At 70.1% G+C, this 11466-nt stretch carries 11 protein-coding genes and 1 pseudogene; 6 read left to right on the top strand and 6 right to left on the bottom strand.

Features of this window, described 5'->3' with window-relative positions; translation table 11 throughout:
* Window positions 1–339 (bottom strand): annotated as a pseudogene (locus tag R6V09_RS33815) (ATPase); the annotation flags it as partial.
* Between the two features lie 64 nt (window positions 340–403).
* Window positions 404–1177 (bottom strand): MHYT domain-containing protein, encoded by a 774-nt coding sequence (locus R6V09_RS33810; protein ID WP_317885275.1) that lies wholly within the window; start codon window positions 1175–1177, stop codon window positions 404–406.
* Window positions 1178–1329: 152 nt separating this feature from the next.
* On the opposite strand from R6V09_RS33810, the gene R6V09_RS33805 reads away from it, so the two are divergent.
* The 3 genes from R6V09_RS33805 to R6V09_RS33795 all read left to right on the top strand — a co-directional run bounded on the left by R6V09_RS33805 (window position 1330) and on the right by R6V09_RS33795 (window position 3458).
* Window positions 1330–1929, top strand: a complete 600-nt coding sequence (locus R6V09_RS33805) for a class I SAM-dependent methyltransferase (RefSeq protein WP_317885274.1) — start codon at window positions 1330–1332, stop codon at window positions 1927–1929.
* A 206-nt stretch (window positions 1930–2135) separates the two neighbouring features.
* The gene (locus R6V09_RS33800) at window positions 2136–2432 is read left to right on the top strand and encodes a hypothetical protein (protein WP_317885273.1); all 297 of its coding nucleotides are present in this window, start codon (window positions 2136–2138) and stop codon (window positions 2430–2432) included.
* Window positions 2433–2567: 135 nt separating this feature from the next.
* Window positions 2568–3458, top strand: a complete 891-nt coding sequence (locus tag R6V09_RS33795) for a hypothetical protein (protein WP_317885272.1) — start codon at window positions 2568–2570, stop codon at window positions 3456–3458.
* 134 nt (window positions 3459–3592) lie between these two features.
* Here R6V09_RS33795 and R6V09_RS33790 read toward each other — a convergent pair whose 3' ends face one another.
* Window positions 3593–3775: a hypothetical protein gene (locus tag R6V09_RS33790; protein ID WP_317885271.1), complete on the bottom strand. Its 183-nt coding sequence runs from the start codon at window positions 3773–3775 to the stop codon at window positions 3593–3595.
* A gap of 153 nt (window positions 3776–3928) precedes the next feature.
* Window positions 3929–4993 carry a fatty acid desaturase family protein gene (locus tag R6V09_RS33785; RefSeq protein ID WP_317885270.1) on the bottom strand — a complete coding sequence of 355 codons (1065 nt, stop codon included), beginning with the start codon at window positions 4991–4993 and terminating at the stop codon, window positions 3929–3931.
* Window positions 4994–5382: 389 nt separating this feature from the next.
* On the opposite strand from R6V09_RS33785, the gene rox reads away from it, so the two are divergent.
* Window positions 5383–6813, top strand: coding sequence for a rifampin monooxygenase (rox, locus tag R6V09_RS33780; RefSeq protein WP_317885269.1), 1431 nt, complete (start codon window positions 5383–5385; stop codon window positions 6811–6813).
* 127 nt (window positions 6814–6940) lie between these two features.
* Window positions 6941–8287 carry an esterase-like activity of phytase family protein gene (locus R6V09_RS33775; protein WP_317885268.1) on the top strand — a complete coding sequence of 449 codons (1347 nt, stop codon included), beginning with the start codon at window positions 6941–6943 and terminating at the stop codon, window positions 8285–8287.
* Between the two features lie 23 nt (window positions 8288–8310).
* On the opposite strand, the gene R6V09_RS33770 is transcribed toward R6V09_RS33775, so the two are convergent.
* Together R6V09_RS33770 and xylA are read right to left on the bottom strand one after the other, a co-directional pair.
* Window positions 8311–8556 (bottom strand): hypothetical protein, encoded by a 246-nt coding sequence (locus tag R6V09_RS33770; protein WP_317885267.1) that lies wholly within the window; start codon window positions 8554–8556, stop codon window positions 8311–8313.
* A 341-nt stretch (window positions 8557–8897) separates the two neighbouring features.
* Window positions 8898–10064, bottom strand: a complete 1167-nt coding sequence (gene xylA, locus R6V09_RS33765; RefSeq protein ID WP_093630458.1) for a xylose isomerase — start codon at window positions 10062–10064, stop codon at window positions 8898–8900.
* Between the two features lie 132 nt (window positions 10065–10196).
* On the opposite strand from xylA, the gene xylB reads away from it, so the two are divergent.
* Window positions 10197–11466: xylulokinase (gene xylB / locus R6V09_RS33760; protein WP_317885266.1), on the top strand; the 1270-nt coding region annotated here is incomplete at its 3' end.

Genomic DNA, 11466 nt, shown 5'->3' with positions numbered 1-11466 from the left:
CTGCAGCGCGGCGACGGCGACCGCGACGGGGCTGCGCACCGCCGAGTCCACGCGCTGCAACTGCCGTAGCCGGGCGACGTCCTGGGCGGTGCTCACGGTGGCGTACGCCCACAGGGCGAGCAGGGAGACGACCGGCACCATCAGCAGGCAGACGATCTTGGCTCGTACGGTGCCGGGACGCATCCGCCATTGTCCCGCGCGCGGGGGCGCCTCTTCCTGCGGTGCGTCGAGGGGCTCGTCGAAGAGCTCGTCGGCGGGTGGTCCTGCGTGTGCGCGGCGACCGCGCACGGGCGGCGGCGTCTCGGCGCCGGCTCTGGGGGTCCTACGGGGGTTACGCATGGCCTCCTCGCTCGGGAGTGGTTCGGGGCGTGCCGTAGCGGGCCCTGGTCGGTTTGGCCGCTTGTCAGTGGGCGACGCTCTCGGCCGGCCGCTCGGCCGAGGCGGTTGCCTCGCGTTCTCCCGTCGTCGGCGACAGTGCGACGAACGCCGAGGTCAGGAACAGATAGGACCCGAGGCCGACGGCGAGGGGGAAGATGAACTGCATCGCCGTGGCCCCGGGCAGGACCGCGCCGGAGGGGGTGACACGCACGCGCACCGCGAACATCCCGGTGTAGTGCATGCTGGCGACGGCCGCCCCCATGACGAGGGAGGCGACGGTGACCGCGATGGGCGACTTGATGTTGAGAGCCGCCCACAGGGCCGCGGTCGCCGCGACGACGGCGATGAGGACGGAGAGCCCGACGAGCATCGGGTCGTAGCTCACGTCACCGTGCAACCGCACCGCCGCCATTCCCAGGTAGTGCATGCTCGCGACGCCCAGTCCGGTGGTGAGACCGCCGAGGAAGAGCGCACGGGCCCGGTCGCGGCCGTAGCCGACCGCGAAGACGCCCGCGGAGACGACGACGATGGCGACGACGAGGCTGAGCATGGTCAGTGGCACGTCGTAGCGGATGTCGGTGCCGCTGACGCCGAAGCCGAGCATGGCCACGAAGTGCATGGTCCAGATGCCGGTGCCGATCGCGGAGGCCGCGGTGATGAGCCAGTTGCGGCGCGACCGGCCGGTGGCGCCGAGCGCGCGGACGGTGCAGCGCAGCCCGAGTGCGGAGCCCATGCAGGCCATCACGTATGACAGCACGGGGGTCAGCCAGCCGAAGGTCGCGTGGTCCAGGTGTCCCATGACCAGGGGACGCTAGTAGGGGCATGGGCGCACAAAGGGGGCGCATTTCGAAAGGTGTTGCAATATGACGCAGAGAGGTGCCTGAACGACCGCGTCACGTTCGAACGTGTGCACCGAAGCGTCATCCTTGTCGGTGAGGGATCATGCGGAACATGAACGACGACCACACGCATGTCCAGGAGTTCTTCGGCGCGCGCGCCGCGGACTGGGACAGCCGTTTCCCGGACGACGGTCCCGCCTACGCGGCGGCCGTCGCCGAACTGGCGCTGCGCTCGGGAGACCGCGTGCTCGACGCGGGCTGCGGGACGGGACGCGCCCTGCCGCCGCTCCGTGCGGCCGTGGGGCCCTCGGGAGTGGTGGTGGGGGCCGATCTGACCCCGGCCATGCTGGAGGCCGCCGTACGGGCCGGACGCGGCCGTGAAGGGTGCCTGCTGCTCGCCGATGTCGCCGCACTGCCGTTGCGGTCGGAATCGCTCGATGCCGTGTTCGCGGCGGGCCTGATCGCACACCTGCCTCAACCGGAGGCGAATCTCCGGGAGTTGGCGCGTGTGGTGCGCCCCGGCGGCACGCTGGCCCTGTTCCACCCGATCGGACGCGCGGCACTCGCGGCGCGTCAGGGGCGGCAGATCACCCCGGACGACCTGCGCGCGGAACCCAATCTCCGTCCGCTGCTTGCCGGTTCGGGGTGGCGCGTGACGTCGTACGCCGACGAGGACGCCCGCTTCCTGGCGCTGGCCGTGCGCGAGGGCTGAAGTACGTGCGGGTCACGACGCGGGCCGAACCGACGTGGCCGCGGGCGACGATGGAGTCAGTCGACGACTGAGGCCGTACCGCTGCGGGAGGCTCGAAGCTCTTCACCGCAACGTCCCCCTTCTGTCGCCGCAACTCCAACTCTACGTTGGGTAGCAGTAGATGGACGGTCGGCGACAGAACACCACGCAGAGGGAAGGTGGTCAGCATGTTCGACAGGCCCCGCAAGACCTTCGCCAGATTTCTCACCTCCACTCGCACCGAGGCCGGCGACAACCCCGAACGGCGGGCGCACAACCTGTTCGAGGCCGCGGCCGTCTATGTCTCGGCACGCGCGGAGGACGACCAGGACCGGATCGACGAGGCCTCGGGCTGGGTGTCGCCGGAGGCGCTGTCCTTCGGGGTGAGTGAGCTGGCGTGCCGGGCCGTGATCGCGCTCGCCAGGGAACGTGACGAGTCGCCGCGGACGGTGGCCCGGGCCCTTCTCGGGCTCCCAGCGGCCTGACACTTCCGGTTACCGGTGGTCATTTCGCCCTGTCCAGACGGAAAACTGCAGCTCCGCGTGTACTTGGGAGTCGTGACAAGCGGCTTCCGCGCACACTAGGGTGCGCGCCGTTGGACGAACGATGGGGAGGCTGGGATGGCCGACACGGATGAAGAGGCCGTCGCCACCGAGGACGACGCACTCTATGTGCTCACGGCGGTGCTGCTGACGCCGGCGAAGTTCCCGAGCGTGCTGGGTGACGACTACCCGGAGGCCTGCGCGGCGCTCGGTATGGCGCCGCTCGCCGACGGGTACGGCCTGGTGCTCGGCCAGGACGGCGAAGGTGCGCGGTGGACGGTCGTCATCGACGACGTGTCGCTGGTCGCGGTCGCCATCGCGTCCTGGGACTGCGGCATGGAGTACGACCTGTCGCCGAGCGAACGCACGGTGGTCGCGGCCCTGCCGGGCTGGCCGCTGGCGGTCGCCGTCGCGGCTCCCAATGTGCCCGCGCCGCACGATCCGGACCCCGACCTCGTGGACCGGGCGCCGTTGGCCCCGCCGGACACCACCACATGGGGTCCGGCGCAGCGACGGCTGGGCGCCGACGAGATCGCGCTGCAGTGGGTCCTGTGGCGGGAGCAGATCGACGACTCGGCCTTCCTGGCCACGGGCGAGGCGGGTGGGGCTTCGGAGTCGTCACCGGGTGGCGTCACCTCCGAAGGCGCGTCCGAGGGGGACGAGGTCGCTTCGGAAGGCAGCGGGGAAGGCCCGCAGAAGGGCCACAGCGGGGTCCGCAGGGTGCTGACGGAGGCCCGGGCGTATGTGGACGCCCCGCCGCCTCTCGGCCGCGTCAGATCGTCCTTCGCGCCGGGCGAGGCACGCACGCTCCGTGCCGACGGCCCCGGCTGGTCGATGGTGGCCCGGACCGACGACATCGCGTTCGTCCTGCTCGACGAAGAGCCGGGCGAGGTGCTGCCGGTGGGTCGAGGCCCCGAGTTGCCCGGCCTCCTGGAGGCGCTCGACAAGCTCGCCGTACGGCCCAGCTGAACCGCCGACGTCGGTTCGGCTTCCGAGGTGGTCGCGCACCGTCCGCGAAGCCGCTGCCGGCAGCCACGCGGACGGTGCTGTGCTCTGCTCCCGCGCGCCGGGCGGGAGCGCGGTGGGGCATCGGTGTGTCGGTGTCAGCGGCCGATCTCCTTGCCCGCGACGCGGCGCAGCCGACGTCGCTGTGCGGGATCCAGCGTGAGATACGCGGCGGCCGGCACTCCCACGACTATCAGGAATGAGACCCACCAGGGCAGCCAGATCAACAGGAGCAATCCGACCGCCACACCTCCTACAACGACCTTCGCGTTCCTCGACATGTGTCGCCTCCTCCGCGGCCACGGCCGCTCTCTGCTCTGAAAACGGGTCCGCGCTTCCTACAGTTCCGGACCGCGACCCTGAGACATCCCTGAGACGCTTCCCCTACTGATCCCCGAGGGCCACCTGTCCCCGAGCCCTCAGTTGCTCCGTCGTCACTCCGTCCACTCCGGCCTCAGCGGCTCCCCCACCTCGTGGAGGTGGCGCAGGGCCTGTCGGTAGGAGTCGACGAGCCCGGTCTCCACATAGGGGATACCCACATCCTGGCAGTGGGCGCGCACCAGCGGCTGGGCGAGCCGCAGACTGGGCCGCGGCATGCTCGGGAAGAGGTGGTGTTCGACCTGGTAGTTGAGCCCCCCGAGGAACCAGTCTGTCAGGGGGCCGCCCCGGATGTTCCGTGAGGTGAGCACCTGACGACGGAGATGGCCCCATCGCTCGCCGTTCGGGTCCGGCATCTCCATGCCCTTGTGGTTGGGGGCGAAGGCCAGACCGAGGTGCAGTCCGAACAGGGCCTGGTGCAGTGCGGCGAACGCGAGCGCCTTCCCCGGAGACATCGAGGTCAGCAGCAGCGTGGCGTAGGCCGCGACATGGCTCACCAGGAGCGCGCCTTCGACGGTCCGTTCGCGCCGGGGCTGCCGCCGCAGGTCCTGGAAACCGTGCACCTTGAGGGCGACGCCTTCGAGCAGGGTGAGCGGGAAGAACAGCCACGCCTGGTTGCGGGTGAGCCAACGCCGGAAACCGGAACGGTGCTTGGCCTGCTCACCGGTGAACACGAGGATGTCGGCGACGACGTCCGGGTCCTTGTCGATGTGGTTGGGGTTGGCGTGGTGGCGGTTGTGCTTGTCGTTCCACCAGGAGTAGCTCATCCCCAGCAGCAGGTTGCCGTGGATCAGACCGATGAAGCGGTTGGCCGCCTTGCCGCCGGCGATCTGGGAGTGCCCCGAGTCGTGGCCTATGAAGGCCGTACGGGCGCCGAACACCGCGAGCAGCGGGGCCAGGAGCAGGGTCAGCCAGGAGTCGCCGATCAGGACGATGCCGGTCACGATGCCGGCCAGGGCGAGGGCGTTGGCGGAGACGCAGAGTGCGTACCAGGCGCGCCGCCGCTCCAGTAGGCCTCGGCTCTTGACCGTGCGCAGGAGGGGCGCGAACTCGCTTCCTGGGGACGCCGCGACGGCATCCCCAAGATCATGCGCGCCGACGACTGCGGTGGTCTGGGACATGTCCGGTCTCCGGCTCTCTCAGGCAACGGGGTGACCTGAGCCAACGTACGAATCGGTGACCGGTCGCGACCATGGCGGCACCCCCCGTGTCCGTACGGGGGTCACCCGGGTCCTCACAGGGGGGTTGACGACACCCTCAACAACCCGGTCCCGAGGAATCGAACGCGCAGAGAAGTGCGCCGGAAAAAGCGCCGGAAAAAGGCAACGGCAAGGAGGTCGTCCACTCCTTGCCACACCCAACGTATAGCGCAGTAAGGGGCTTGCGGCAAGGCCCCGGTCGTACCTCAAAATAGCCGACCGAGGCCAGGACCTGCGGAAACGCAGGGTTCGCGAAGCAGCGGCCCTCAGGCCGGCCGACCGGAGACCAATCTCTTTGAATGGGTGTTTCGATGACGGACGTGATCGTGGTCGGCGGCGGACCGACCGGCTTGATGCTGGCTTCCGAATTGCGGCTGCACGGCGTGCGCGTGGTCGTTCTGGAGAAGTTGACCGAGCCGACCGGGGAGTCCCGCGGGCAGGGTCTGCACGCGCGCAGCGTCGAGATCATGGACCAGCGCGGTCTTCTCGACCGGTTTCTCGCGGTGAGTGAGAAGTTCGTGGCCGGTGGCCTCTTCGGTGGCATCGTCAAGCCCTGGCCGAACCGGTTGGACACGGCTCATCCCTATGGCGTCGCCACCCCGCAGCCGGTCACCGAGCGGCTGCTCGGCGAGCGTGCCGTCGAACTCGGTGCCGAGATACGGCGCGGCTGCGAGGTCGTCGGGCTGAGCCAGGACGCGGCCGGGGTGACAGCCGAGTTGGCGGACGGCACGCACCTGCGCTCGCGCTACCTCGTCGGGTGCGACGGTGGCCGCAGTCCCGTGCGCAAGTCGCTCGGCGTCGGTTTCCCCGGGGAGCCCGCCACGGTCGAGACACTGCTGGGAGAGATGGCGGTGACCGAGGATCCGGCCGCGATCGCCGCCGTCGTCGAGGAAGTCCGCAAGACCCAGCTGCGGTTCGGCGTCAGTCCCGGCGAGAACGGGATGTACCGCGTTGTGGTGCCCTCCGACGGCGTGGCCGAGGACCGTGCGGCCCCGCCTACCCTGGACGACTTCAAGCGGCAGCTGTGGGCCGTCACGGGCACCGACTTCGGCGTGCACTCGCCGCGCTGGCTGTCGCGGTTCGGCGACGCCACGCGGCAGGCCGAGCGCTACCGGGTCGACCGGGTGCTACTGGCCGGCGACGCGGCGCACATCCATCCACCGACCGGCGGGCAGGGGCTCAACCTCGGTGTGCAGGACGCGTTCAACCTCGGCTGGAAACTGGCCGCAGCGGTCAACGGATGGGCTCCGGAAGGGCTGTTGGACAGCTACCACATCGAACGGCATCCGGTGGGCGCCCGCGTTCTCGACAACACGCGCGCGCAGATCACGCTCCTGGGGACCGATCCGGGTGCGACCGCACTACGGGGGCTGTTCTCCACGCTGATGGACTTCGAGGACGTGAACCGGTACGTGACCGAGATGATCACCGGGGTCGGCATCCGCTACGACTTCGGCGAGGAACATGAACTCCTCGGCCGGCGGATGCGGGACGTGAAGTTGACGCAGGGGCACCTCTACGGGCTGATGCATCGCGGCCGGGGGCTGCTGCTCGACCGGACCGGCCGGCTCTCGGTGGCCGGCTGGGCGGATCGCATCGATCACGTCGTCGACGTCGGCGAGGAAGCCGAACTGGACGTACCCGCTGTGCTCCTGCGGCCGGACGGCCACGTGGCCTGGGCCGGTGACGATCAGGAGGACCTGCTCGATCGACTGCCCAAGTGGTTCGGTCCCGCGCACTGAGTGCAGCTTTCAAACTCGCGCCTGCCCGACGAGCGGCCGACACCCTGGATTCATCCAGCCGTCGACCGGGGTTCCCCATGGGGGCCAACTCTGGCCACTGTCAACGAATTTGTCCTCAGGAGGCCAGATGTCCCCGCACGCCCCTGTCCGGCGCCGCGTCCGCCGTCCCGTCGCGGCGGGTGTTCCGCTCGCCGTGGTGGTCGCCCTCATGGCGGCCGGTACGGCCGCCGGAGCCCCTTCCGGGAGCGGGGCCGCCCAAGTCACCCGTACGGCGACACTGGACGACATCCCGCTCGGTGCGTTCAGCAACGCGCTGCTGCCCGGGTCGGTGGACAACGACCGGGGAGTGGACCTCGGCGGCATCGGCAGCGACATCTACCCGGCCGGCCGCAAGGGCGAGTACTGGACGATCACCGATCGCGGGCCCAACGGCCAGATCAAGGTGAGCGGGACGAAGCGCCGTACGTTCCCGGTGCCCGGTTTCGACCCGGCGATCGTGAAGATCCGTGTCTCCGGGGACACGGTGAAGGTCCTGGACGCCATCCCGATCACCACGTCCTCCGGGAAGGGCGTCACGGGGCTGCCGAACCAGCAGGGACGCGACGAAGCGCCGTACTCCTACGACGCGCAGACGGCGCTGTCGTACAACCCGAACGGGCTGGACACTGAGGGCATCGTGCGGGCCGGGGACGGGTCGTTCTGGCTCGTCGACGAATACGGCCCCTCCCTGGTGCATGTCTCCGCGCGCGGGAAGGTGCTCACGCGGTACGTGCCCAAGGGGCTGCATCTGACCGGCGCCGACTACCCGGTGGTGGAGGCGCTGCCGGCCGTCCTGCTGCACCGGAAGATCAACCGCGGCTTCGAGGGCCTCGCCCAACTGCCCGGCGGTGACCTGGTGATGGCCTTGCAGAGCCCGCTGTCGCTGCCCGACGGGGACGCCGGGGACGCGTCGCTCAACACCCGTCTGCTGCGCTTCTCCACGAAGAAGAAGGCGGTCACGGCGGAGTACGCCTACCGCTTCGACCCGGTGAACGTGGTCGATCCCAGCGAGGACGACACCTCCGAACTCAAGATCTCCTCGGTGGTCGCCGTGGGCGACGACCGGCTCCTGGTCGAGGAGCGCACCGACAAGGCCGCCCGGCTCCAACTCGTCAAGCTGGAGCGCAAGTCGAACATCCTGGGCGGTCGCTACGACGACGACACGACGTCCCCGTCCCTGGAGCAGCTCGACGACTCCGCCGCCGCGGGTGTCCCGGTGCTGGCCAAGAAGCTGGTCGTGGACCTGGGGACCGTCACCGGGGTGCCCCAGAAGATCGAGGGCATCGCGCGCGTGGATCACGACACGCTCGCCCTGATCAATGACAACGACTTCGGGATGACGGACGGCGCGGGCGCGTTCGACGCGCAGGGGCGGCTGGTCGACAGCGGTATCGAGACGACCCTGGTGTACCTGAAGCTGCCGCACCGCATCTGACTACGCGTCAACTTCTGTGGCGGCTAGCCGAACAGGGACGGGAGCAGCGACCCGATGTCGCTGGGGACCTCGCTCGGCAGTTCCGAGGGGAGGTTCGACGGCAGCGCGGTGGGGAGCTCGGTCGGCAGGCTGCTGGGGAGTTTCGTCGGGAGGGTGAGGGAAGGGCTCCCGCTCGAACTGCTCTCCGCCGGCCGCTTCTTGTCCGGTGAGTCATGTCCCCCGAAGACCATCAGTGCGACGGCAGCGACGGCTCCGGCCGCCACGATCACGGTGAGCAGGATGAACAGCGGTCGGGGGCGCCTACGGGGCGGCGGTTCGTAGTCTCCGTAGCCCCCTCCCGATCCGTGCCCGAAGTCTCCGGGAGGTGGTCCGAAGCCCCCTCCTTGAGGCGGGGTGGCGTCCGGTGGCCCGGGCGGTCGAGGCGGTACGGGCGGCATTGCCATACCGTCCAGAGTCGCCTCGTGGCGGTCATGACGCGACCCCCGCGCGGTGGTTGATGCGGACTCATGCCATGGATCGCATGATTCCGGAGCATTCCGCGCGGAGGTCGGTCACAAAGGGGAACTCACGAAAACCAGCGGGCTCGTGAGTGACGCACGCGCGCGTGCCGTCAGCCGCGTGCTCCCAGGAGGTGATCCATGGCGAGCTGGTCGAGCTGCTCGAAGGCCATCCCGCGCTTGGCGGCAGCCTCCACGTCGAAGTCCTCGAACGCCGAGCGGTCCGCGAGCAGCGCCTTGAGGCCGTCGGCCGCGGTCTGCTGCGCCAGTTCGTCCAGACGCGAGGCGCGCAGCGCCTCCTGGACCACCGGGTCGGCGCGGAAGGCGGCCGAACGCTCCTTCAGGATCAAGTAGTTGCGCATGCAGCCGGCCGCCGACGCCCACACGCCGTCGAGGTCCTCGGTGCGCGGCGGCTTGAAGTCGAAGTGCTTCGGGCCGGCGTAACCGGCGCTCTCCAGGAGGTCGACCAGCCAGAAGGCGGCACGCAGGTCGCCGTTGCCGAAGCGCAGGTCCTGGTCGTACTTGATGCCGGACTGACCGTTGAGGTCGATGTGGAAGAGCTTGCCCGCCCACAAGGCCTGGGCGATGCCGTGCGGGAAGTTGAGCCCGGCCATCTGCTCGTGGCCGACCTCGGGGTTGACGCCGTAGAGCTCGGGGCGCTCCAGGCGCTCGATGAACGCCAGGGCGTGGCCGACGGTGGGGAGCAGGATGTCGCCGCGGGGCTCGTTCGGCTTGGGCTCGATCGCGAACTTGATGCTGTAGCCCTGGTCGGTGACGTACTCGCCGAGGAGGTCGAAGGCCTCCTTCATGCGGTCGAGAGCGACGCGTACGTCCTTGGCGGCGCCGGACTCGGCGCCCTCACGGCCGCCCCAGGCGACGTAGGTCTCGGCGCCGAGCTCGACGGCGAGGTCGATGTTGCGGATCGTCTTGCGCAGGGCGTAGCGGCGCACGTCGCGGTCGTTCGCGGTGAACGCGCCGTCCTTGAAGACCGGGTGCGTGAAGAGGTTCGTCGTCGCCATCGGCACCTTCATGCCGGTCGCGTCGAGGGCCTCACGGAAGCGCTTGATGTGCGACTCGCGCTCGGCGTCCGAGGACCCGAAGGGGATCAGGTCGTCGTCGTGGAAGGTCACACCGTGGGCGCCGAGCTCGGACAGGCGCTGCACCGTCTCGACCGGGTCGAGGGCACGGCGGGTGGCGTCGCCGAACGGGTCCCTTCCCTGCCAGCCGACGGTCCACAGGCCGAAGGTGAACCTGTCCTCGGGGGTGGGCTGGTAGTTCATGACGCGGCTCCTTGTTGCTTCGCTCCGACTATTTCGTCATGGCGGTTTACAAATTAGTATGCCGGAGCGTCTCTGGGAAGGGACAATGTGTCTCCGGGCGGAGACACATGCCGCACACAAGGGAGAAACCCGATGTCAGCAGCCGAGGGTCCGCTCGTCGTCGGCGTGGATTCGTCCACCCAGTCCACCAAGGCGCTGGTCGTCGACGTGTCCACCGGCCAGATCGTCGCGAGTGGCCAGGCGCCGCACACCGTCTCCTCGGGGGCCGGCCGGGAGAGCGACCCCCGGCAGTGGTGGGACGCCCTGTGCGAGGCCCTGCGCCAGTGCGGGGACGCCGCCCACGAAGCGGCGGCAGTGTCGATCGGCGGCCAGCAGCACGGCCTGGTCACCCTGGACGCCCGGGGCGAACCGGTAAGGCCTGCCATGCTCTGGAACGACGTGCGGTCGGCACCGCAGGCCCGCCGCCTCATCGAGGAGCTGGGCGGTCCGAAGGCCTGGGCGGAGCGCACCGGCAGCGTGCCCGGCGCTTCCTTCACGGTCACCAAGTGGGCCTGGCTCGCCGAGCACGAACCGGAGGCGGTGCGGGCCACGGCGGCCGTGCGTCTCCCCCACGACTACCTCACTGAACGGCTCACGGGACAGGGCACCACCGACCGTGGCGACGCCTCCGGCACCGGCTGGTGGGCCTCGGGGACCGAGTCGTACGACGAGGAGATCCTCCGGCACGTCGGGCTCGACCCGGCGCTGCTGCCCCGGGTGGTGCGACCGGGCGAGGTGGCGGGCACGGTGCGCGACTGCCACGACCTGCCGTTCTCCAAGGGCACTCTCGTCGCCCCCGGAACCGGCGACAACGCAGCCGCCGCACTGGGCCTCGGGCTGCGCCCCGGCGTCCCCGTGCTCAGCCTCGGCACCTCGGGCACGGTGTACGCGGTGTCGAAGCACCGCCCCGCCGACCCGTCCGGCACGGTCGCGGGGTTCGCCGACGCGCACGGCGACTGGTTGCCCCTGGCCTGCACCCTGAACTGCACCCTCGCCGTCGACCGGATCGCCACCCTGCTCGGCCTGGACCGGGAGGCCGTGGCACCCGGCACGTCGGTCACGCTGCTCCCGTACCTGGACGGCGAGCGCACCCCGAACCTCCCCAATGCCTCGGGCCTCCTGCACGGCCTGCGCCACGACACCACCGGCGGTCAGCTCCTCCAGGCCGCCTACGACGGTGCGGTACACGCGCTGCTGGGCGCGCTCGACCTGGTCCTCGACGAGGACGCGGACCGCACCACACCGCTGTTGCTCATCGGCGGGGGCGCGCGAGGCACGGCCTGGCAGGAGACGGTACGGCGGCTGTCGGGGCGTCCGGTCCAGGTGCCCGAGGCGAAGGAACTGGTCGCGCTCGGTGCCGCCG

This window comes from Streptomyces sp. W16 (genome assembly GCF_033194735.1).
GTDB lineage: Bacteria > Actinomycetota > Actinomycetes > Streptomycetales > Streptomycetaceae > Streptomyces.
Note: the sequence above shows the minus strand (reverse complement) of the source record. Positions and strands in the feature narration are given on the sequence as shown.

Coding starts and splice junctions, on each gene's coding strand:
- R6V09_RS33775 (WP_317885268.1), top strand. CDS start 6,941: ATGTCCCCGCACGCCCCTGTCCGGCGCCGCGTCCGCCGTCCCGTCGCG.
- R6V09_RS33805 (WP_317885274.1), top strand. CDS start 1,330: ATGAACGACGACCACACGCATGTCCAGGAGTTCTTCGGCGCGCGCGCC.
- R6V09_RS33810 (WP_317885275.1), bottom strand. CDS start 1,177: ATGGGACACCTGGACCACGCGACCTTCGGCTGGCTGACCCCCGTGCTG.
- R6V09_RS33785 (WP_317885270.1), bottom strand. CDS start 4,993: ATGTCCCAGACCACCGCAGTCGTCGGCGCGCATGATCTTGGGGATGCC.
- R6V09_RS33795 (WP_317885272.1), top strand. CDS start 2,568: ATGGCCGACACGGATGAAGAGGCCGTCGCCACCGAGGACGACGCACTC.
- rox (WP_317885269.1), top strand. CDS start 5,383: ATGACGGACGTGATCGTGGTCGGCGGCGGACCGACCGGCTTGATGCTG.
- R6V09_RS33800 (WP_317885273.1), top strand. CDS start 2,136: ATGTTCGACAGGCCCCGCAAGACCTTCGCCAGATTTCTCACCTCCACT.
- R6V09_RS33790 (WP_317885271.1), bottom strand. CDS start 3,775: ATGTCGAGGAACGCGAAGGTCGTTGTAGGAGGTGTGGCGGTCGGATTG.
- xylA (WP_093630458.1), bottom strand. CDS start 10,064: ATGAACTACCAGCCCACCCCCGAGGACAGGTTCACCTTCGGCCTGTGG.